The sequence below is a fragment of the Mycobacterium sp. genome (genome assembly GCF_040509115.1).
Classification (GTDB): domain Bacteria; phylum Actinomycetota; class Actinomycetes; order Mycobacteriales; family Mycobacteriaceae; genus Mycobacterium.
Map to the genome: position 1 here is coordinate 13,915 of NZ_JBEVLO010000311.1, position 20,630 is coordinate 34,544.

General features: G+C 66.1%; 19 protein-coding genes and 1 pseudogene. 8 read left to right on the plus strand and 12 right to left on the minus strand.

Annotation, left to right across the window (positions count from 1 at the left end):
- Position 1: 1 nt before the first annotated feature.
- Genes ABW137_RS21835 through ABW137_RS21850 form a run of 4 tightly spaced genes read right to left on the minus strand, consistent with a single transcriptional unit; the run spans position 2 to position 3,588 of the window.
- Positions 2 to 616: a dihydrofolate reductase family protein gene (locus ABW137_RS21835; RefSeq protein ID WP_526403533.1), complete on the minus strand. Its 615-nt coding sequence runs from the start codon at positions 614 to 616 to the stop codon at positions 2 to 4.
- Positions 617 to 646: 30 nt separating this feature from the next.
- A complete protein-coding gene (locus ABW137_RS21840; protein WP_526403534.1) occupies positions 647 to 1,441 on the minus strand; it encodes a DUF3298 domain-containing protein in 795 nt (264 codons plus the stop codon).
- 18 nt (positions 1,442 to 1,459) lie between these two features.
- Positions 1,460 to 3,007: a glycerol-3-phosphate dehydrogenase/oxidase gene (locus tag ABW137_RS21845; protein ID WP_526403535.1), complete on the minus strand. Its 1,548-nt coding sequence runs from the start codon at positions 3,005 to 3,007 to the stop codon at positions 1,460 to 1,462.
- A complete protein-coding gene (locus tag ABW137_RS21850; RefSeq protein WP_526403571.1) occupies positions 3,004 to 3,588 on the minus strand; it encodes a TetR/AcrR family transcriptional regulator in 585 nt (194 codons plus the stop codon). Before ABW137_RS21850 ends, ABW137_RS21845 begins: the two co-directional genes overlap by 4 nt.
- A 50-nt stretch (positions 3,589 to 3,638) precedes the next feature.
- On the opposite strand from ABW137_RS21850, the gene ABW137_RS21855 reads away from it, so the two are divergent.
- From ABW137_RS21855 to ABW137_RS21865, 3 genes are read left to right on the plus strand one after another with little or no spacing between them, the layout of a single operon-like run.
- Positions 3,639 to 5,249: an FAD-binding oxidoreductase gene (locus tag ABW137_RS21855; protein WP_526403572.1), complete on the plus strand. Its 1,611-nt coding sequence runs from the start codon at positions 3,639 to 3,641 to the stop codon at positions 5,247 to 5,249.
- The gene (locus tag ABW137_RS21860) at positions 5,246 to 6,154 is read left to right on the plus strand and encodes a diacylglycerol kinase (protein ID WP_526403536.1); all 909 of its coding nucleotides are present in this window, start codon (positions 5,246 to 5,248) and stop codon (positions 6,152 to 6,154) included. The genes ABW137_RS21855 and ABW137_RS21860 overlap by 4 nt, the downstream gene beginning before the upstream one ends.
- Complete coding sequence (locus ABW137_RS21865) at positions 6,151 to 6,447, plus strand: DUF1905 domain-containing protein (RefSeq protein ID WP_526403537.1); 297 nt, start codon at positions 6,151 to 6,153, stop codon at positions 6,445 to 6,447. Before ABW137_RS21860 ends, ABW137_RS21865 begins: the two co-directional genes overlap by 4 nt.
- Positions 6,448 to 6,901: 454 nt before the next feature.
- Here ABW137_RS21865 and ABW137_RS21870 read toward each other — a convergent pair whose 3' ends face one another.
- From ABW137_RS21870 to ABW137_RS21890, 5 genes are all read right to left on the minus strand, one after another.
- Positions 6,902 to 7,198, minus strand: coding sequence for a putative quinol monooxygenase (locus ABW137_RS21870; protein ID WP_526403538.1), 297 nt, complete (start codon positions 7,196 to 7,198; stop codon positions 6,902 to 6,904).
- Positions 7,195 to 8,040 (minus strand): SDR family oxidoreductase, encoded by an 846-nt coding sequence (locus ABW137_RS21875; protein WP_526403539.1) that lies wholly within the window; start codon positions 8,038 to 8,040, stop codon positions 7,195 to 7,197. The genes ABW137_RS21870 and ABW137_RS21875 overlap by 4 nt, the downstream gene beginning before the upstream one ends.
- Before the next feature lie 114 nt (positions 8,041 to 8,154).
- Positions 8,155 to 8,346, minus strand: a complete 192-nt coding sequence (locus tag ABW137_RS21880) for an SDR family oxidoreductase (protein ID WP_526403540.1) — start codon at positions 8,344 to 8,346, stop codon at positions 8,155 to 8,157.
- 176 nt (positions 8,347 to 8,522) lie between these two features.
- Complete coding sequence (locus ABW137_RS21885; protein ID WP_526403541.1) at positions 8,523 to 9,947, minus strand: MFS transporter; 1,425 nt, start codon at positions 9,945 to 9,947, stop codon at positions 8,523 to 8,525.
- Entirely contained in the window at positions 9,944 to 10,456 is a 513-nt protein-coding gene (locus tag ABW137_RS21890; RefSeq protein WP_526403542.1) for a MaoC family dehydratase, read from the minus strand. The genes ABW137_RS21885 and ABW137_RS21890 overlap by 4 nt, the downstream gene beginning before the upstream one ends.
- Positions 10,457 to 10,635: 179 nt before the next feature.
- On the opposite strand from ABW137_RS21890, the gene ABW137_RS21895 reads away from it, so the two are divergent.
- On the plus strand, positions 10,636 to 12,573 hold the full coding sequence (locus ABW137_RS21895) for a helix-turn-helix domain-containing protein (protein ID WP_526403543.1): 1,938 nt from the start codon (positions 10,636 to 10,638) through the stop codon (positions 12,571 to 12,573).
- Here ABW137_RS21895 and ABW137_RS21900 read toward each other — a convergent pair.
- Positions 12,570 to 12,755: pseudogene (locus ABW137_RS21900) on the minus strand (alpha/beta fold hydrolase); the annotation flags it as partial. The gene ABW137_RS21895 and the pseudogene ABW137_RS21900 overlap by 4 nt on opposite strands.
- Before the next feature lie 188 nt (positions 12,756 to 12,943).
- A complete protein-coding gene (locus ABW137_RS21905; protein WP_526403544.1) occupies positions 12,944 to 13,939 on the minus strand; it encodes a zinc-dependent alcohol dehydrogenase family protein in 996 nt (331 codons plus the stop codon).
- Between the two features lie 670 nt (positions 13,940 to 14,609).
- Between ABW137_RS21905 and ABW137_RS21910 the strand changes: the two genes are divergently transcribed.
- From ABW137_RS21910 to ABW137_RS21920, 3 genes are read left to right on the plus strand one after another with little or no spacing between them, the layout of a single operon-like run.
- A complete protein-coding gene (locus ABW137_RS21910) occupies positions 14,610 to 15,095 on the plus strand; it encodes a (2Fe-2S)-binding protein (protein WP_526403545.1) in 486 nt (161 codons plus the stop codon).
- On the plus strand, positions 15,095 to 16,072 hold the full coding sequence (locus ABW137_RS21915; protein WP_526403546.1) for an FAD binding domain-containing protein: 978 nt from the start codon (positions 15,095 to 15,097) through the stop codon (positions 16,070 to 16,072). Before ABW137_RS21910 ends, ABW137_RS21915 begins: the two co-directional genes overlap by 1 nt.
- Entirely contained in the window at positions 16,069 to 18,288 is a 2,220-nt protein-coding gene (locus tag ABW137_RS21920; RefSeq protein ID WP_526403547.1) for a xanthine dehydrogenase family protein molybdopterin-binding subunit, read from the plus strand. Before ABW137_RS21915 ends, ABW137_RS21920 begins: the two co-directional genes overlap by 4 nt.
- A 59-nt stretch (positions 18,289 to 18,347) precedes the next feature.
- On the opposite strand, the gene ABW137_RS21925 is transcribed toward ABW137_RS21920, so the two are convergent.
- On the minus strand, positions 18,348 to 19,160 hold the full coding sequence (locus ABW137_RS21925) for an IclR family transcriptional regulator (protein ID WP_526403548.1): 813 nt from the start codon (positions 19,158 to 19,160) through the stop codon (positions 18,348 to 18,350).
- A gap of 142 nt (positions 19,161 to 19,302) precedes the next feature.
- On the opposite strand from ABW137_RS21925, the gene ABW137_RS21930 reads away from it, so the two are divergent.
- On the plus strand, positions 19,303 to 20,628 hold the full coding sequence (locus tag ABW137_RS21930) for an SLC13 family permease (RefSeq protein WP_526403549.1): 1,326 nt from the start codon (positions 19,303 to 19,305) through the stop codon (positions 20,626 to 20,628).
- Positions 20,629 to 20,630: the final 2 nt, after the last annotated feature.

The window sequence follows — 20,630 nt, forward strand, 5'->3', positions numbered from 1 at the left end:
GTCAGTCCTCCAGCGCAAACGATCCGACGGTGATGGCGCCTGCCGGCCGGTAGGTGCCGATCACCACGCCCGTGGTCGACACGGTGCTTTCGACCAGGCTGAGCCCGGCCGGTACGGCGCCGTCGGCGAATAGTCGCTTGCCCGAGCCGGCGATCACGGGGAACACCCACAGGCGGTACTCGTCGACGAGGCCGTGGCGGATCAGGGTCTGGAGCAGGTTCGCGCTGCCGTGCACCTGTAGCTCGGGCCCGTCACCTGCCTTGAGCGCGTCGATGCCATTCTCCGGGGCACCGTCGAGCAGCCGCGAATTGGCCCACTTCAGAGCTGGATTGCCGCGGGAGGCGACGTATTTGGTGGCGGCGTTGAGCGGCTTGGCGCCGTCCTCCTCGGTCGCTCGAGGCCAATGCGCGGCGAAGATGTCGTACGTCCGGCGGCCAAGGACGAGGTCGAACGGCACACCCATCGTCTTTGCCATCACGTCGCCCATGACGTCGTCCCAGTAGTTCACCGACCACCCGCCGAGCGTGAATCCACCGTCGGTGTCCTCGTCGGGTCCACCTGGCGCCTGCATCACTCCGTCGAGGGTGAGGAACGTGTTCGCAATCAGCTTTCTCATGCAGGTGGTGACACGTCCGGTTTCAGAAACTCATCGGCCCTTGGCAAGCCCGGCCATCCGAGGCGAAAGCACGTCGACCAACTCGCGCCACGGCACGGTGATCGTCTGGGCGGGCGCAATCCCGAACTGGTTGTCGGGGAAGAAGATCTCCATGCCGTCGACGGTCGGGATCCAGTTGGCGAAGTTCGCTGCCGTCGGCGCGTTGCCCGGCACGTCGGGCATCACCATGCCCTCCCATCCGTTGGCCTTCGGCACGATGATCTTGGTCTGCTTCGAGAGCCGTTCCAGGCCCGCGCGCTCATTGGCGAAGAGACCGGCGAACGTGACGGGTTTCGCTGTCCGAGTGTCGATTACGACGGTGCCGACGAAGCTCGTCGTTTTCGAACCCCAGTAGAGGGTGCCGGTGATGACCTGGGCAATCACGATGTCGCGGAACGTCACCTGCCCGGCGGACTCGAAGTCCCACGGCGACGATCCCTCGTCGACGCCGTCGAGTGCCCTGGCGATCTGGCCGCGAACGACCCCGTGACTGGCTCCGTTGAATGCCTCCGCAACAGCGGGGTCGCCGCCGGAGAGCTGTTGCCTCGTCGCCCGCCACGTACCCCGCAGATCGGGCGTGCTGCCGTTGAGCGACGTCGGGTTGACGACGTAGGTCTTGCCGTTGCTGTATCCGAGCCTTGGCGTTCGCGGGCCCGTGGGGCCAACCTGCGCGTTCGCGTCGGCCTGCGCGGTGGCGGTCCCTGGATCTTGGCTCCGATCGCAGGCGGTCAAGACGACCGCGGCGATCACGGTGGCGGCGGTGGTGATCACCGTTCGGCGCGCCATGAACACCGGGTGATGGTATCAGCGCCGGAGCGCCAAGAACTGTTCTGCGACGCCGGCAACGCGGGACCGATCCGCTTCCACCAGGCCGATCCGGGTCCGACGGTCGAGGATGTCGTCGGGTGTCAGCGCACCCTCGTGGGTGACCGCGTACTCGAATTCCGCTCGGATGACGTCGATTCCGTCCGCCACGGTCTCGTCGGGTCGGTCACAGGTGGCGCGGGCGACGACGTTGGGGCCCTCCGCGCCGTATCGGGCGACGAGCGAAGACGGCAGGTCCACGGGCGATCGCAGGGTGGACACGGGATTGGCGGGCGCACCGACGAGTGGCAGGTTGCGGGTGCGGCAGGGCGTGGCGGACAGGCCGCGCGCCGTGACCGCGCGGTCGAGCACGTCCTGCGCCATGTAGCGGTACTCGGTGAGCTTCCCACCGATCACGCTGAACACGCCGTTCGCCGATTCCACCACGGCGTGCTCGCGCGACACGTCGGCGGTACTGCCTGCCCCATTGTCGATCAGCGGTCGCAACCCCGCGTACGCCCCGATCACGTCGTCGGGTCCCAGCCCGACGGCCAGCGCGGTGTTCACCGTGTCGAGCAGGAAGCCGATCTCCCCTGCGGTCGGCTGGGGCACGTCGGGGATCGGCCCCGGCGCGTCCTCGTCGGTGAGTCCTAGGTAGATCCGGCCGAGCTGTTCTGGCATGGCGAAGACGAAGCGGTTGAGGGAGCCAGGGATCGGAACGGTAAGGGCTGCAGTGGGATTACCGAATGCGGCGGCATCGAACACCAGGTGCGTGCCGCGGCTCGGGCGCAGATGGATCGACGGGTCGACGTCCCCCGCCCACACCCCGGTGGCGTTGATCACCGCACGTGCGGAGAGTTGGAGGGATTCACCGGTCAGCTGATCGGTGAGCCGCACCGACGTACCGGTCGCATCCGATGCGGCAACGCGGGTGAGGATTCTGGCACCGTGCTGGGCGGCGGTCCGAGCGACGGCGACCACCAGGCGCGCGTCGTCGACGAGTTGGCCGTCGTAGGCGAGGAAGGCGCCGTCGAGTCCGTCGCGGCGCACGGTCGGTGCCAGCTCGATGGCGCGGGCGGCGTCGATGCGACGCGACCGGGGCAAAGCCGAGGCCGGCGTGCCTGCCAGCCTGCGCAGACCGTCGCCCGCGGTGAAGCCGACGCGGACCAGCGCCCGCGACGCACTGCTCATGGCGGGCAGCAGCGGTACCAGTTGCGGCATCGCCTTGACGAGGTGAGGAGCGTTGCGCGTCATCAGGATTCCGCGTTCGATGGCGCTGCGGCGAGCGATGCCGACGTTGCCCGTCGCCAGGTAGCGCAGGCCACCGTGCACCAGCTTCGAGCTCCACCTGCTTGTCCCGAAGGCCAGGTCGTGTTTCTCCACCAACACGACCGCAAGGCCGCGGCTGGCCGCGTCCAACGCAATACCCGTTCCGGTGATGCCGCCACCGATGACGACGAGGTCGACGGCCGCGCCGTCACCGAGCGCGGTCAGGTCGGCGGCGCGGCGGGCGGCATTGAGGGCGGTCGAGGGCGCTGAGGTCGTCATGGCTTGAGGTATCCGTCCAATGCGAGGGCCAACTCGGTGACCAGGTGATCGGCGGGAAGGATGGCCTGAACCATCTGTGCCGAGAGGATGGTCGACTGCGTGATGAGCAGGCTCATCGCGGCCAGCTCCCTGGCCGATCCAGCGCGCACGCTGCCCTCGTCCTGGGCGGACTTGATTTCGCCCGCGACGGTGTCGAGAAGGATCTGCTGGCTGGTGCCGAGCCGCTCGGCGAGATAGAACATCGCGAGGTCGGGCGCCTGGTGGAGCACCGTCATGATCACGTCGTCGCGGCGCACCCGTTGGGCCACGCCGACGACGCGCGCCACCAACGGCCTGCGGCCGACACCCGGGCTGGGTACGGCATCGAGAGCATCGGTGATCCGCCTGGTCAGTAGCGCCGCCAGGATGGACCGCGTGTCGGGGAATCGGCGGTACACGGTGGGCCTGCTGATGGCCGCGCGGCGGGCGATCTCGGCAAGCGTCACGCGGTCGACGCCGAAGGCGAGCACGCAGTCGGCAGCGGCGTCGAGGATGCGATCCTCGACCGACTTCGATCGTCCCTCGTTACTAATTGACATTATCTGTAATACTGTAACGCATGACTCGACCGGATGACCAGTTGTTGCCCCCGATGAAGTGGAATGCCTGGGGCGACCCGGCGGCGGCCAAACCGCTCTCCGAGGGGATCCGGAGTCTGCTCGTCCAGGCGCTGGGAATCGACGCGTCCACCGCCGCCGAACTCGACGCCGCGCAGGTCAGGTTGCGCCCCTCGGCGTTGTCGGACGTCGATCGGCAAGCGCTGGTCGCCGTAGTCGGCGAGACCTTTTGCGTGTCCGACGACTACGGACGCCTCCTGCGCGCAGGGGGTAAGTCCACGCTGGACCTGTTGCGGCGCAGGGACTCCGGCGTGCAGGATGCACCCGACGCAGTGCTCCTGCCCGCCGACGAGGACCAGGTGTTGACCGTGCTGCGACTCTGCGCCCAGCGGAGCATCGCGGTCGTGCCGTTCGGTGGCGGCACCAGCGTGGTCGGTGGACTCGATCCCATCCGCGCCGACTTCAAGGCCGTGGTGTCATTGGATCTGCGCCGCCTCGACGCGTTGCACGGCATCGACGAGGTATCCGGGCAGGCTGAAATCGGCGCAGGCGTCACCGGCCCGGCGGCCGAGCGACTGCTTGACGCACATGGGTTCTCGCTCGGCCACTTTCCACAGAGCTTCCAGTTCGCCACCATCGGCGGCTTCGCGGCGACTCGATCGTCCGGCCAGGACTCGGCGGGCTACGGTCGATTCGACGACATGGTCCGTGGCCTGCGAGTGGTTACCCCCGCCGGGGTCCTGGACTTGGGCCGCGCGCCGGCCTCGGCCGCGGGCCCGGATCTGCGGCAACTCATCGTCGGCTCCGAGGGCGTGTTCGGCGTGATCACCCGGGTGCGGGTTCGGGTCCATCCGGCGCCGGAGACGACGCGCTACGAGGCCTGGTCGTTCCCCGACTTCGCCACGGGGGCCGCCGCGTTGCGGGCCGTCGTCCAAACCGGCACCGGCCCCACCGTGATCCGGCTCTCCGACGAGGCAGAGACGGGCGTCAACCTCGCCACCACCGAGAGCATCGGCGAGCCGTCGAACATCCAGGGCGAGCGAGGCGACGGGAAGGACACCGGAGGGTGCCTGGCCATCACGGCCTTCGAGGGATCCGCCATGCACGCCGAGAGCAGGCATGCCGAGACCCGCGCGGTGTTGCAGGCCAATGGCGGCACGTCGCTGGGCGACGGACCAGCGCTCGCGTGGGAGCACGGCCGTTTCGGTGCGCCCTACCTACGGGATTCGCTGCTGGCGGCGGGCGCACTGTGCGAAACCCTTGAGACGGCGACCAGTTGGTCGAATCTGTTCACGTTGAAGGCCGCGGTGACCGACGCCCTGACCACGTCGCTGGCCGAAACCGGCACCCCGGCGCTGGTGTTGTGCCACATTTCCCATGTGTATCCCACCGGGGCGTCGCTGTACTTCACCGTGGTCGCCGGCCAGCGCGGTAACCCGATCGAGCAGTGGCGCGCGGCAAAGACCGCAGCGTCCGACGCCATCGTCCGAAACGGCGGAACCATCACCCACCACCACGCCGTGGGCGCCGACCACCGGCCGTGGATGCGCGACGAGGTCGGCGATCTCGGCGTCGAGGTGTTGCGCGCCGTGAAGGCGGTGCTCGACCCCGCGGGAATCCTCAACCCGGGCAAGCTGATCCCGTGACCAAACGGATCACGCTGCTGACCAATCCGGCATCGGGGCACGGCAGCGCGCTGCATGCCGCCGAGCGGGCGGTCGGTCAGTTCCACCGCCGGGGGGTCGACGTCGTCGCCATCGCGGGCACCGACGCCTCCCACGCGCGGCGACTCGTCGAGGGCGCCCTCGACCGAGGGATGGACGCGCTCGTCGTCGTCGGCGGGGACGGCATCGTTGCGCTCGCTCTGCAGGTACTCGCGCAGACCGACATCCCACTCGGCATCATCCCGGCGGGCACCGGGAATGACCACGCGCGCGAATTCGAGATCCCGACAAGGGATCCCGAAGCTGCGGCCGACGTCGTCGTCGATGGTCGCATCGAAACCATCGATCTGGGTCGCATCCGCGGCGCGGACGGCACCGACCGGTGGTTCGGCACCGTGATGGCCGCGGGCTTCGACTCACTGGTGACCGATCGGACCAACCGCATCCGGTGGCCGCACGGCCGGATGCGGTACAACGTCGCGATGGTGGCCGAACTGTCCAAACTGCGCCTGCTGCCCTTCCGGCTGACCCTCGACGACGGCGAGGAATTCGTCACCGACCTCACGATGGCTGCGATCGGAAACACCAGGAGCTACGGCGGCGGCATGCTCATCTGTCCCGACGCCGACCACTCCGACGGCCTGCTCGACGTGACGATGGTCGCCTCCGCGTCGCGGACGAAGCTAATCCGGCTGTTCCCCACGGTCTTCAAGGGCACCCACACCGCCCTCGACGAGGTGAGTACCGCGCGGGCGAAGGTGATCAAGGTCGAGTGCCCCGGCATCAACTCCTACGCCGACGGCGAGTTCGTCTGTCCGCTGCCCGTCGAAGTGTCGGCGGTGCCGGGGGCGCTGAAGATCCTGCGCCCGTACTCTGGTCGGCCATGAGAAAGGAGTGTTGGGAGTTCGACGCCGAAGTGTTCCAGTGGCGCGGGCCGGCACCCTACTTCTTCGTCGAGACTCCACCCGACCTGGACGCCTTTCTCCACGACCACCTCCGGGAGCTCACCTACGGCTGGGGCGTGATCCCCGCCCTGGTGCGCATCGGCCAGACCGAGGTCACGACGTCATTGATCCCAAGGGACGACGTCTACCTGGTGCCACTCAAGGTCGCGCTGCGGCGGCCGGAGAACGTCGACGACGGCGACGTCGTGCACGTTCGGGTGTCCGTGGGTCGCTGACGGTTCGCGAGGGCTCGACGTCGCAGCCTTGTAGGTCGAGACTCGATCCAGCGCTGCGCTCCAACGGCCCACCAGCCGGGGGTCATCACACAGATGACACAACCCCCTGACGCGGCGAATTGCGACTGCCAGAAGTAGGGACAGCGCGGCGAGAATGAGGAGTGCGGTATCGGTAGTCATCGGCCAGCTGCTCGTCGTCGGTTCGTGTCGCCCGGTCGAACGACACAGCTTCAACACTACAGCCATGTGATGGCGCCTGCCACTAGATGCAGACCCAGCTACGTCCACTGTCGTGCGACACGGATCAGCGCTGGAACGGTGCCAGCTCCGACGTGTTCGACGCACTGCTCTGCGCTTCCGTTGACGACCAGCTCGTCGACCGTGCGCTCGGGCACTGCCGCCACGGTACCTCGCCGGTCACCGGCATCCCAGGCGCCGAGGCCCCCTTGCGCACCTAGCCGTCCGACTGTGGACGGAGTCTGCGCAGCTGAAAGGGCTCCGCGAGAAGATCATCGAAGAGAGCGGCGACATCCTTGAAATATGGTGTAGCGAAGTGGTGCTCGAGAGCTTCCTCGTCCACCCACTCTTCCAGGCACAGGATCTTGCCCTCACCACTCGGGTCTACGAGTGGTCGATAACTCACGCACCCCGGCTCGGCCTCCGATGGCGCGATCATGTCCGTAAGTGCCCGTAGCACCTCGTCACTTCGGCCAGGCTTGGCGTGAAGTTCTGCGATCAGTATCAAGGTCATGAGCCGATCGCCGCATCGAAGTCCGCGGAGAGACCAATCGCCCGCCACTGCTCCTGGTCATGCGCAGTGCGCTGGATCTTTTCTGCGATGTCGTTGATCGCGTTGGCACCCAGCTGGATTCGTTGCGGGAGCTCGTCACGCTGAGCGAGGTCGACGATGATCTTCGCCGCCTTGACGGGGTCGCCGTCTTGGCCGGCGTTGTTCTCAGCCGCCCACGTACGGGCACTCCCGCCGCTCGCCGTGTAGTCGTCGATCTGAGTCGCCGAGACGTGCAGGCTGCTTCCGTCGAGGAAGTCGGTGCGAAATGGTCCCGGCTCGATGGCCGTAACCTTGATCCCGAGTGGAGCCAGTTCGTGTCCCATGGCCTCCGAAAGTCCCTCGACGGCGAACTTGGTCGCACAGTACACACCCCATCCGGGCCACGAGACGAACCCACCGACGGACGACAGGTTGACTACCAGGCCGGATCGCTGAGAACGCATGTGCGGCAACACCGCGCGCGTGACGTCGAGCAGTCCGAAGACGTTGACGTCGAAGGCCGCACGCGCCTCCGCGTCGGAGGTCTCCTCCACCGCGCCCACCAGGCCGCGGCCCGCGTTGTTCACCAGGGCGTCGATGCGACCGAACTTAGCCACCGCGGCGTCCACTGCCGCCGCGATCTGCTCGGGTCGATGCACGTCGAGTTCAACCGCCAGAAGTCGATCACCCCCATCGGGCAGCGCGGTCGCTACGGCCTGAGGGTCTCGGGCGGTCGCGACGACGTGATCTCCGCGCGAGAGAGCCTCTCGCGCAATCTCGAGACCAAATCCTCGAGACGCGCCGGTGATGAACCAAACAGTCATGACTCTTCCTTTCAACTACATCTAGATGGGGCTGTGCATTGCCGCGTCGTCAGCTCGCGGCCGTCCGCAGTCCCGCGTCGAAGCGCACGCAGGACGCGTTGAAATACTGGTTCGTCACGGGATGCGCGACGAGATGGGCGAACTCGATGCCCGCCTTGCTCGCGCGCGATTGACGACTTTGAATGCTGGGGCAATGCCAGCACAATTCACGGCGATGTTCAATCGGCCGTATCGCGAGACGACCTCGTCGACCAGGACTGTCACTGCGGCTGCGTCGGTGACGTCGGCGGCATTCTCGATCAGCATTCACGACCTCCTCTCTTATGAAGCAATCATGCGTCGGAGGCCATCCGCGGTCAGTGTGGATTGCCACACCAGCGCATGCGATTCAGGCGCGAGTCTCACACCAGTACCCCGGTGCGTTGCCCGTCGGCCCCGGGTGGGTGCCGACTTTGCCATCGACGCCGTCGGCACACCTCAGGTCATCGATGCGGTCGTGAGTTGCTGAGACCAGGCCTGCTGATCAATCGTCGTGTGCAGGGCACGACGTCGACCTCGGAACTGCCTTCGGCGTCATCGCCGAATCCGTTGCGCCGCGTCAACCCGATCGACGTGGCGACGGCAACGATTCCAGTGAGCACCAGGTATGCACTGATGGCCCACGACCCGCCGAAGGTGTCCAGCAGCTCCAGGTAGATGATCGGGACGAATGCCGAACCGATGATCGTTCCGAGCCCAATTCCCAGCGAGATGCCGGTATATCGGACCGACACGTCGAACGCCTGAGCGTAGAGCAGGCCCAAGGTGCCGTAGGAACCACAGAATCCGACGGTGATCAGTAGGTAGCCGAGTGTCAACCAAACCGTCGATCCACTATCGATGAGCCAGAATGCGGGAAAGGCCGTCACGATCGTCACGACCACTCCTGAACAGAACACCGCTCTGACGCCGAAGCGGTCTGCCAGATGTCCAGCAATCGGCAACCCGATCACCGACACCGCGGCGCACAACGTCGACACCGCCAACATCAGATTGGTGGACTGGCCGATGAAATCCTTTCCGTAGGTCACGCTGAACGTGAACAGAGCGTAGAAAACCCCGCCAATCGTCCCAAAGGTCAACGCACACAGAGCGACTTGACCACCATGCGTGCGGAGCGTCTCCACGAACGGCAGCTTTACCTGACCGCCTCGTTGACGCAACGCCTCGAACTGCGGGGTCTCGGTGATCTTCAGGCGGATCACCATGCCGACGAACACGAGAATCGCACTGAGTAGGAATGGGATTCGCCATCCCCAGGACTGAAACTGCGCCGGCGGGAGTTGGACGAGCGCAAGGTACGTCAGGGTCGCCAGGCTCAGGCCGATGGCCAGGCCGACTTGAGGAAAGCTGGCGAAGAAGCCGCGCCGTCGGGGAGGCGCGTGTTCGACCACCAAGAGAACGGCCCCGCCCCATTCGCCGCCGAGAGCGAACCCCTGAAGGAACCGCAGTGTCAACAGGATGGCCGGAGCGGCGATGCCGATCGTGGCATAGGTGGGCATTAGTCCGATCAGAAAGGTCGCGCCGCCCATGGTGAACAGCGACACCACCAACATCGCCTTGCGGCCGATCCGATCGCCGAAGTGTCCGAAGAAGATTGAGCCCAGGGGCCTACCGAAGTAACCGACGGCGATGCCACCGAACGCCAGGATCGTGCCGACCACGGAATCGTATTGCGGGAAGAACAGGACGTTGAAGACCATGGCGGCCGCCGTCGAATAGGCGAAGAAGTCGAACCACTCGACAACGGTTCCGATGACGCTGGATGCGACGACCGTCCTAATCCCTGGGGCGCTGCCCGTCTCACTCTCGGTGCTTACTGCACGCCCCTGTGAAATCGACGTGGCAACAACCCCATTGGACCTCACGATTCAACTCCTTCCTCGGCGACGGAGGCGGCCGCCGCTGCGTCGGCCGCCTCGAGGTAGCGGAGCAGGCCGTCGGCGACGCATACGGGTTTCTGCGCCAGGTCGCTGTAGACGGTGAAGGTGGCACGCATCTGGTGCTCGCCATCGTCGACCTCGTCGAATGACGTGACGCGGGCGGTGACGCGCAGGCGACCGCCGGTGGGTGCGGGTGCCGGGAACCGCACGCGATCAAAGCCGTAGTTGACGACCGTGTCGAAGCCCGAGATCTCCAGGAGATCGGCGAACAGCGGCATCACCAGACTCAGGATGAAGTTGCCGTGGATCACGGTCCCGCCGGATGGCGACGTCGAGGCTGCAGCCGGGTCGACGTGTATCCACTGACGATCGTGGGTCACGTCGGCGAACCTGTCGACGTCGTGTTGATTCACGGCGCGCCAGGCCCCAGGACCGACCTCCCGTCCGACGAATGCACGTACCTCCGCCACGCCGTATGCGTAATAGGACGCCATGGCCTCCGCCTTCCGCCGTCGAACCTTCTAGTAGCGAAATTAGGGGTCGGTAACCCCCACCGACATGTGTAAATCCACACCGCGAAACGGCCTACAGTGGGAGAATCCACATATGGCAGCGAGGTCGTGGCTCGCACATTGGACGGTGTGCACGCATCGCTGGAGTGGGAGTGGGTCTCGTGAGCGACGAGGATTCCGAGGATGCGGGGCGACGACGACTGGTGCGTTACGACTTCTTGGAACTGCTCGCCCGAGAGGCCGATCCCACCGCATCGCAGCTAGAGGACGTGCGTAGCGAGCTCGTCGAGAAGTATCCAGATCTCAACCGCGAGATCGGCGAGGCCTACAACGCCGCAATCCGCGTGTGGGAGAACGCGCGGTGGCGTAGACGTCGAGAAGAGGAACTATCCGCTCTCTATGCCACGGCGCGCGATCTCGCGCAGCTACACGACGTGGACGACGTGCTGCGGGCGATCGTGCACCGGGCCCACGAGCTCGCGCGCACCGATGCCACGTACCTGGGCGTCGTAGATCAGGACCGCGGCGATCTCTACATTCGATCCAGCATCGGCCTCGCCACGGCGCGGTTCCGCGACATCCGGGTCCGCCCATCGACCGGTATGTCCTGGTTCGTCATCGAGAGCCGCAAGCCGTTCTGGTCCGAGGAGTACGGCACGGCTGAGCACATCACCCACGACCCAGACCTGGATCAGGCAATGCGCGGAGAGAATCTGCACGCCACGTTGGGGGTTCCGTTGGTCAAGGGTGACGAGGTGTTGGGCGTGCTGTTCACCTCGAACCGCAGACCGCGTCCCTTCCTTCCCGAAGAGGTGACGTTGATGAACGCGTTCGCCGACAGTGCCGCCGTGGCCTTGGACAACGCAAGGACCTTCGCCACCTCGGAGGCCGCTCGACGAGACCTCGAAGAACTCGTCACGGCGGCACAGCGCTCCGAGCAAGTGCACGAGGCGTTGACCGAACTGGTGTTGCGGGGCGGCGACATGACGGCCTTGGTCGATGCCGTCGGCGGAGCGTTGTCTGGCACGGTCACCCAAGTCGATGAGCACGGTCGTCCCGTGCTCGGTGACAGGCAGGGCCCACCGATGGACCGACGTCGCGCCAAGGCTCTCGCCCATGCCTGGGCCTCCGGAACGGAGGAGAGCCGACGAACGGGCCACGCCGTGCCCGTCACCTTGGAGCGCGGTCTTGGAGGAGTCAACTTCGCCGTAGCGGTGGGCGCGGGCGACGTCCATCTCGGTGCATTGACGGTGAGCCGCCCCGAGCCGCTATCCGCGGTGGAAATGCGGATCTTCGAGCGAGCTGCCCAGATCGCGGCACTGCTGAGGTTGCGCGAACGGGCCGAGATTCAAGCCGAAGAGCGGGTCCGAGACGAACTGGTCACGGAGTTGCTCACCACCGCCCGCACCGAAGCCGGCACGGTGTTGCGGGCACGCACCCGTGGCCTTGACTTGAGCGAACCGCACTGTGTGGCCGCCATCGAGGTCGACGCTGGTGATCGCGCCCGGCAGCGGTTTCTCGCGGCGAGCATTTGCGACGAGCTCGGCGGCCTCGGCGGCGAGCATCTTGGTCTCCTCGTTGCCATCCTGCCCGGATCGGATTCCGCGTCGGCGGCAGAACTGCTCTTCAAGCGTCTGGCTGCCGCGACGTCGGGATCGGTTCGCGTAGCGGCCGGCGTATCCGAGTCAGGAACGGCACTTTCGACGGTGTGGCGCTCCGCATCCGGTTGCGTGCAGATCCTCAAGGGGCTCAACGTCGATCGAGGACACACGACCACCGACGATCTGGCCCTGTTCACCGCGCTGTTCGACGGCGACCGCGCGCCACAGCTCGAACGGATGATGGATCGCATCCTCGGACCACTACTGGAATACGACGCGGCCCACCGCACCGATTTGGTTCCCACCCTCGAGCGGTACTACGGCCTCGGCGGCAGCGTCCCGGCCACGGCGGCCGAGCTGTTCGTCCACACGAATACCGTCCTCAAGCGGTTGAACAGAATCCGCGAGATACTCGGCCAACGTTGGGATCCGACCGGCGAGAACCTCGAACTTCGCGTCGCACTCAGATTGCACGCCCTCGCAAGCAAGTTCGCCTAACCCTGCGACCACTGCGCCCAGTGTCCGACTCCGTCGACCTTCTCGATCTCGAAGTCGCGTATCCGTTCACTGAGCACCCGCAGCAGGGTATCGGTGATCACGGGGTCTCCCGTTCCGTGCAGCCGGTACCAACGCGACCCAGCGTCGGCATGGCCTAGCTCTCGCATGCGACTCGCATAGAGCAAACGGACCCTTGGATCCCTGAGGATCCGTCCGTGATCGCAAGTCATTGGCGCTCAGGCGCTTTGAGGCCATGTGACGACCCTAACTCCGACGTCCGAAGCAAGGCCCGATTGGCGACACCAGTCAAGCGCTTGGGCACAGATGATCATTCACGGGCGTATTGCGTGCGAGCTTCGACGTCGTTCGTTCAGTGCGGCACGGTGACGACGATCTTGCCGACCTGTGCACCCCGCTCGAGATAGCGGTGGGCCTCGACGATCTCGTCGAGGCCGAACGTGGTGTCGATCACCGGGCTCAGCTGGCCGGATCGCAGTCCGGCCATGACGAATTCAATTGCTGCACTGAGTTGTTCGTCATCAGTGGTGGTCTCGAACAGCTGATACCCACGGATCGTCAAGTACTTCGACAGAACGTCCAAGAGCGACAACGGAGTGGGGTCCTCGCTCAATGCTCCGTAGACGACCAGCACCGCGCGAGTCGCTGCTGCAGCGGTCAACGCGCCGAATTCCGGACCGCCGACCGGATCGAAGACGACGCGAGCACCGGCGCCGTCCGTCACCTCGCCGATGCGCGTGGCCACGTCCTCCTCCGCGGTGGCGATCACTGCCGCTGCTCCGGCGGCGAGGAGGCGTTGCGTCTTGGCGGACGAACGGGTCAAGGCCACTGGGCGCGCGCCCACCATGTTGGCGACCTGGATCGCCGCCAAACCCACACTCGAGGATGCCGCCGAGATCACGACCGTATCCCCCGCGCTGAGGCCAGCCAGATCGACCAGACCACCGTAGGCCGTGATGAACTGCATCCATGCCGCCGCGGCGGCCTCGAAGGAGAGTGTCGGGGGATTCTCGACCACGGCGCGGGAGGGAGCCAGGACGAGCTCCCCGTGCACGCCGTAGTCGGTCATGGAGAATGCCGGAATCACGCTGACTCGATCGCCGACCTCAACGTGATCGACGTCCGGACCGACGGCGTCAACGACGCCCGACGCCTCGTAACCGATCAACGACGGCATCACGGGATCGGTGACGTACTGGCCACTGCGGAACATGGCCTCGGCGCGGTTGAGTCCGAGGGCGCGGGTGCTGATGCGCACTTCACCGGGGCCGGGTTCCTTGACCTCGATGTCGTCGAGCCGTAGAACTTCAGCCGGGCCCGTGGTGTGGAAGCGAACCGTGCGGCTCATCGGCATTCCTCTCAGGTGAGGGGTTGGTCTCACCAACGCAGTCGTGCGGCAACACAGCCGGACGGTGATCGGTTTGCGCCGTGGTGGCGTTGTCTCTCTCCGTATCTCGGAAACGTGATCTGAGTCGTATTGATGGGGGCGACGGGAACGGGCGGGTACCGACCATCGTGACCGTCGGCGACGCACCCAACGATGTGTCGAACACACCGCTTGCCGCCGTCGCGGTGTGGCAATCTCCACCGACCAGCCATGCGCGGCTTCGCTAGCGGGGATATCTGCACGCAAGCGTACCCACATCTGCTCGCCGGGGAAACCCCTCGGGTGTGACGGCGTCAAATCCGCTGTCGACGAACATGAATCGTGAAATCCTGCCAGGTGACCGCTGGCCGACGGATAATCTCGTGTGGCAGTCTGTGTCCATCCGCGCCAAACTAGTTGCCTCAGAGTGCAATCTCGCACATACCACCCAGGACCGCATACCGTTGCGACAATCCGCACCACGAGTTGGGAGCCAGCGATGCCCGAGGACGTAGAACCCGGGGCGCCCGCCTTGCCCTCGCCACGCCGAGCCGTCAGAAGGCGAACCGTTCTGCAAGTGGCCGGGGGCGGCGCCGCGTCGCTTGCCGCGCTCCTTGCTGTTGCGCAACGCGATTCACCTGAGGGCGAACCGGTGGCCGTCTCAGCAGGCGAGTCGACGCGCATTCGGGTCGTCGTCAACGGTGAGCCCCGAGAGCTGGAGATCGACCCCCGTCAATCGCTGCTCGACGTGTTGCGTGAGCGGCTCGACTTGACCGGCAGCAAGAAGGGCTGCAATCAGGGCGCCTGCGGTGCTTGCACCGTGTTGGTAGAGGGCCGACGGGTGCTGTCCTGCTTGACGTTGGCCGTGACGCTCGCGGGGGCCGAGGTGACGACCATCGAGGGCCTCGCCGACGGCGAGGATCTGCATCCGCTGCAGGCCGCCTTCATCGAGCACGAAGGATTGCAATGCGGATTTTGCACGCCGGGGCAAATCATGTCCGGCGTCGGCTGCATCGCCGAGGGGCATGCGGGTTCGGCCGAGGAGATCAAGTTCTGGATGAGCGGGAACATCTGTCGCTGCGCCGCCTATCCCGGGATCGTCGCAGCAGTCGCCGAGGCAGCCGGGAGGAGTGACTGATGCGACCTTTCGGCTACCGCAAGATCTCTTCGGAGAGCGAGGCCATCGGTGCAGCTACCGACGGCGGTAGATATCTCGCCGGCGGCACGACGCTGGTGGACCTCATGCGTGAGGAGGTGGAGCAGCCGTCGCAACTGATCGACATCAACGCCCTGCCCCTGCGCGACATCCGCGCCGAGGGCGACACGTTGGTCATCGGGGCGCTGGCACGCATGGCGGACGTGGCGGCACATCCCCACACTCGGCGACTGCAACCCCTCATCGCCGAGGCCCTCGTCGAAGGCGCCTCTCCCCAACTGCGAAACATGGCCTCGATAGGGGGAAATCTGCTCCAACGGGTGCGGTGCCCGTACTTTCGCATGCGAGATGCGGCGTGCAACAAGCGGAACCCAGGCAGTGGTTGTGCGGCGATCGGCGGCATCGACGCGGGACTCGCCATCCTGGGCACCAGCAGCCAGTGTGCAGCCACCCACCCCTCCGATCTCGCGGTGGCACTGGTCGCCACGGAGGCGACGATGACCGTTCACGGTCCGGAGGGCCATCGTTCCTTCCCCGTAGAAGAGCTCTTCCGCCTACCCGCGGACACTCCGCATCTGGAGCACACGCTGCAGCCGGGTGAGCTCATCGTCGAGGTGCGGGTGCCGACCGAGCGCCACAGCCTTCACGGGCGATATCTGAAGATTCGCGACCGCGCCTCCTACGAATTCGCGTTGGTGGCGATCGCCGCTGCGCTGCACGTCGAGGACGACTTGATCCGCGCCGTTCGACTGGCCGCGGGAGGCGTGGGAACCCGACCGTGGCGCTTGCGCTCGGTCGAGGAAGCGCTGATCGGCAAGCCCGCCAGGCGGGACGCCTTCGTGGCGGCCGCCGAACTTGCTCTGGAAGGGGCCAAGCCACTATCGGGCAACCGCTACAAGCTCGAATTGCTGACCCGGACGCTGGTGCGAGCGCTGGAGATGTCCAGGGAGGCAAGATGACCGACGTCATCGGCACGCCGGTGCCCCGCATCGACGGGCGGGCCAAGGTCATGGGTGCCGCCCGGTACGCCGCCGACTTCAACCAAGCGGGCCAGGCCTATGCAGTGCTCGTCAGCGCCACCATTGGGCTGGGACGGGTGACTGGCATTGGGGCAGCCGCAGTGGAGACGATGCCGGGTGTCGTCGCCGTCATCAGTCACCTCAACGCACCGCGGTTGCCCTATGCCCCGCACAAGGGGCCGATCGACCCACCGGTCGGCGAGCGTCTGCACCTGCTGCAGGACGAGCAGGTGCGCTTCCATGGACAACCCGTGGCGGTGGTCGTGGCCGAGACGTTGGACCAGGCCGAGCACGCGGCAGCTGCACTCGACGTCAGCTACGAAGGCACGCGCCCGGTGGTCGACATGGCCGACCCTGCCGCCGAGCCGATCACCCCTGAATCGCGCGGACGCATCGCCGCCGACAGCACTCGCGGTGATGCCGACGCAGCGTTGGGGTCCGCACCCGTTCGATTCGAGGCCGAGTACCTCACCGCCCGCGAGAATCACAACCCGATGGAGCCTCACGCAACCGTCGCCGCATGGGAGGGCAACCGCCTCACGATATGGAGCAAGAGTCAGTTCGTGGTCAACGAACAGGCCGAGATCGCAGCGGTGTTCGGCCTCGTCCCCAAGCAGGTGCAGGTGATCTGTCCCTTCATCGGCGGCGCGTTCGGCACCTCACTGCGTACCTGGCCGCACGTCACGCTGGCCGCGATGGCTGCGCGGGTAACGGATCGACCGGTGAAGTTGGTCCTTACTCGCAAGCAGATGTTCTTCACTACCGGACACCGGCCTCGCACCCGCCAGCGCGTCGCGCTCGGGTCCACGAACGACGGTCGGCTCACCGCCGTCGTCCACGAGGGCACCGGTGAGACCAGCCGCTACGAGCAGTTCGTCGAAGCACTCACCTCGGCGACGACCTTCATGTACTCGTGCCCCAATGTCCGCACCAGCTATCGGCTCACCCCGCTCGATTCGAGCACTCCCAACCACATGCGCGGACCTGGCGAGGCCACCGGCATCTTCGCCCTGGAGTGCGCGATCGACGAGCTGTCCTACGAGTTGGGGCTCGACCCGGTGCGGCTGCGGCTTGACAATGACACGAATGTCGATGAGGGCGAAGGCAAACCGTTCTCCAGTCGCTCACTTGCCCAGTGCCTGCAGCAGGGTGCGGAGCGATTTGGTTGGTCACGACGCACCCCGGCACCACGAAGCATGCGTGATGGACGCTTGCTGATCGGCCAAGGCGTCTCTGCGGCGACCTATCCCGCACTGCAGAGCCCTACCGACGCGTGGGCGTCGATGCTGCCCGACGGCACCGTGGAGATCGAGGTGGCGGCCAGCGACATGGGTCCCGGCACCTACACCTCGATGACACAGGTCGCCGCCGAGACGCTGGGGTTGCCGATCGAGCGAGTGCGTTTCCATCTGGGTCGCTCGGACTTTCCGTCGGCACCATCGCATGGCGGTTCCCAGACCATGGCCTCGGTCGGGACGGCCGTCCGCGACGCGTGCGTGGCCCTGCGCGGTGAAGCAGTGCGGCGTGCTGCGGCAGATTCTCGTTCACCGCTGTATGGAGCGGACGTCGACGAACTGGTCTGGGAGCGAGGTGCGTTCACGCGTGGCGAGGGCCGTTCGAAAGCCATGACGTTGTCTCAGATCGTTGCTGGCTTGGGCGTGCCGATCGAGGCCCACGCGTCCTCGCGTCGCGATCCCCTTGTCGCCAGTGAGTTTTCCATGCACGCGTTCGGAGCGGTTTTCGTCGAAGTCTCGGTCGACCCGGACGTCGGCATCATCCGCGTGCGTCGTGCCGTCGGCGTATACGGCTGCGGGCGGATCATCAATCCGCGACTCGCCAAGAGCCAATGCACAGGAGGCATGGTCGGCGGCATCGGAATGGCCCTGATGGAGCAAACCGTGCACGATACCCGCGACGGACGGCCGGTGAATGCCCACATGGCCGACTACCTGTTGCCGGTGAACCTCGATGTGGCGACGCTCGAGTCCTACTTCGTCGATGAGCAGGATCCGCATGTGAATCCCCTGGGGGTCAAGGGTATTGGCGAGATAGCGCTAGTCGGTATGGCCCCGGCGATCGCCAACGCGGTGTACCACGCCACCGGAGTGCGGGTGCGGAGCCTTCCCATCCGGATCGAGCAGATGCTGGCAACGTGACTTCTGCGCCGAGGCGGCCTGCCGTCGCCCGAGTCGGAAGACGTTCGGGCGGCTCGCGACTAGGGCGCAAGGCGCTCCTTCTCCATGTCGGCGATTTGCGCTATGTCCGGCGCGACGATCGCGGCGCCGGTCGCGCCCAATTGCTCGGAGATCGCCGCGCTGGTGCGCAGCATCTCGGCCAGGACCGACGGCAATCGTTCCGGCGACAGACGACCGCGGGGCGCCGAGACGTGCACGGCAGCGTTGACGGTCCCAGCGGCGTCCACGACGGGGGTCGCGAGGGCGACGATGCCCTCGACGCTCTCGCCGTCGCTGACGCTGTATCCGCGACGTCGGATACCCGCTAGCTCAGCGGCCAGCGCCGCCCGGTCGACCAGCGTGAACGGGGTTAGCCGTTCGAGGTCCTCCTCACCGAGCACACGGGCTTCGAGGTCGGGGTTGAACGCCGAGAACAGCTTGCCGATGCTGGATCCGTGTAGTGGTCGGGCACCACCGAGCTTCATCACGACGGACAGGTTCTGCCCGGCCTCGTAGCGATCCGCGTACGTGACCGTCGTCCCGCTGCGAAGCGCCAGATACGTGTTCTCGTTGACCGACTCGCACAGCTCGAGCAGGAACGGGCGGCTGATCTGACGTATGTCGACGGCGTCGGTGATCGACAGCGCCAGGATCAGCGATCGGGGTCCGATGACGTAGGTCTTCTGGTCGATCTGCCGGACCGCGCCGATGTCCATCAGTGCAGTGACCAGGTCGTGTGCGCTGCTCATCGGCATGACGAGGTCGGCGCACATTGGTTTGAGCGCGCTGCCTTCCTGATGGCGGGCGAGGTACTCCAAGATGCTCAGCGCTCGTTCGAGGCGGGCTGGGTTCACGCCTCACATCGTGCCATCAAAACTCGAAGTCGAATCCGTGTTTGCGAAATATCCATTGACGGGTGACGTTGACCACGCCTACACTTCGGTATCTCGAAGTTCACTACGCACCTGCGAAGTGATTCACCATTCAGGAGCAAGCATGTCGCCACACCTCATTGCGGTCCTCGTACTGGCCCTCATCTTCGTCATTGGCACCGTGAGATCGGTAAACCTCGGCGTACTGGCTCTCGTGGGCGCGTTCGGCGTCGGGTCACTGGTATTCGGATCCGGCGTCAAGGACGTACTCGCCGGCTTCCCCGCGAACCTCTTCGTGATCCTGGTCGGCGTCACGTTCCTGTTCGCCATCGCCACCCGCAACGGCACCGTCGACTGGCTCGTCCAGGGATCCGTCCGCGCGGTCCGAGGCCGGGTGGCGGCGCTGCCCTGGGTGATGTTCCTGCTCAGCGGCGTCCTGGTGGCGCTCGGGGCGCTCAGCCCCGCGGCCGTTGCGATCATCGCGCCGATCGGCATGGCCCTGGCCGCGCAGTACGGCATCAACCCACTTCTGATGGGTCTGATGGTGATTCACGGTTCGGCCGCCGGAAACTTCTCCCCGCTGGGTGTGCTCGGTGTCATCACCAACGGCATAGTCGACACCAGCCGGCTTCCCGGCAGCCCGACGGTGCTGTTCGCCTCGAACCTCGTCTTCAACCTCGTACTAGCCGTCGTCATCTACGTCTCGTTCGGTGGAATGAAGCTGCTGCGGTCCGGTGCCCGCTGCCCGGTGACGGATTCGTCGGCCCCCGCGCCAATCGCGTCACCGCCCGGCCCCGGTGGTGACGGCGGCGCGCTGAAGACCAAGGCGCCCGAACTCGCCACGTCCGTACGTGGCAGCCTTCGCGAGCGGATCACGACGATCGTCGGGCTCGGCGTCCTAGCGGTCGGCGCCCTGGTCTTCGACCTCGACATCGGCTTGGCTGCGCTGACCGTCGCGGCCGTCCTCGCGGTGATGTCCCCGGCGACGGCGAAGGCCGCGACCGCCGACATCAGTTGGGGCGTAGTCCTTCTCATCTGCGGCATCGTCACCTACGTCGGTTATCTGGAGTCCGTCGGGACGGTCGACTGGGTCGGCCATGGCATCGCCTCGGTGTCCTCGCCCTTGCTCGCAGCCCTGGTGCTGCTGCTGGTCGGCGCCGTCGTCTCGGCCTTTGCATCGACTACCGGAATCCTCGGGGCACTGATACCCCTGGCCGTGCCCCTGCTGGCGGCGGGCGAGATCGGGGCGGTCGCACTCGTTGCAGCACTGTCGATCTCGGCCTCGGTGGTCGATTCGAGCCCGTTCTCCACCAATGGCGCGCTCGTCGTGGCGAACGCTCCGGACGGTCGCGAGCCGATGGTCTACCGCGGGTTGATGATCTGGGGTTTCGGCCTCGTACTGGTGGCCCCAGTGGTGACGTGGGCAGCCCTCGTCCTGCCGGGCTGGTGACC

Excerpts from the sequence above, each read along its gene's own strand:
- ABW137_RS21835 (WP_526403533.1), bottom strand. The coding sequence starts at position 616 with ATGAGAAAGCTGATTGCGAACACGTTCCTCACCCTCGACGGAGTGATG.
- ABW137_RS21840 (WP_526403534.1), bottom strand. The coding sequence starts at position 1,441 with ATGGCGCGCCGAACGGTGATCACCACCGCCGCCACCGTGATCGCCGCG.
- ABW137_RS21845 (WP_526403535.1), bottom strand. The coding sequence starts at position 3,007 with ATGACGACCTCAGCGCCCTCGACCGCCCTCAATGCCGCCCGCCGCGCC.
- ABW137_RS21855 (WP_526403572.1), top strand. The coding sequence starts at position 3,639 with ATGAAGTGGAATGCCTGGGGCGACCCGGCGGCGGCCAAACCGCTCTCC.
- ABW137_RS21865 (WP_526403537.1), top strand. The coding sequence starts at position 6,151 with ATGAGAAAGGAGTGTTGGGAGTTCGACGCCGAAGTGTTCCAGTGGCGC.
- ABW137_RS21870 (WP_526403538.1), bottom strand. The coding sequence starts at position 7,198 with ATGACCTTGATACTGATCGCAGAACTTCACGCCAAGCCTGGCCGAAGT.
- ABW137_RS21875 (WP_526403539.1), bottom strand. The coding sequence starts at position 8,040 with ATGACTGTTTGGTTCATCACCGGCGCGTCTCGAGGATTTGGTCTCGAG.
- ABW137_RS21880 (WP_526403540.1), bottom strand. The coding sequence starts at position 8,346 with ATGCTGATCGAGAATGCCGCCGACGTCACCGACGCAGCCGCAGTGACA.
- ABW137_RS21890 (WP_526403542.1), bottom strand. The coding sequence starts at position 10,456 with ATGGCGTCCTATTACGCATACGGCGTGGCGGAGGTACGTGCATTCGTC.
- ABW137_RS21905 (WP_526403544.1), bottom strand. The coding sequence starts at position 13,939 with ATGAGCCGCACGGTTCGCTTCCACACCACGGGCCCGGCTGAAGTTCTA.
- ABW137_RS21915 (WP_526403546.1), top strand. The coding sequence starts at position 15,095 with ATGCGACCTTTCGGCTACCGCAAGATCTCTTCGGAGAGCGAGGCCATC.
- ABW137_RS21920 (WP_526403547.1), top strand. The coding sequence starts at position 16,069 with ATGACCGACGTCATCGGCACGCCGGTGCCCCGCATCGACGGGCGGGCC.
- ABW137_RS21930 (WP_526403549.1), top strand. The coding sequence starts at position 19,303 with ATGTCGCCACACCTCATTGCGGTCCTCGTACTGGCCCTCATCTTCGTC.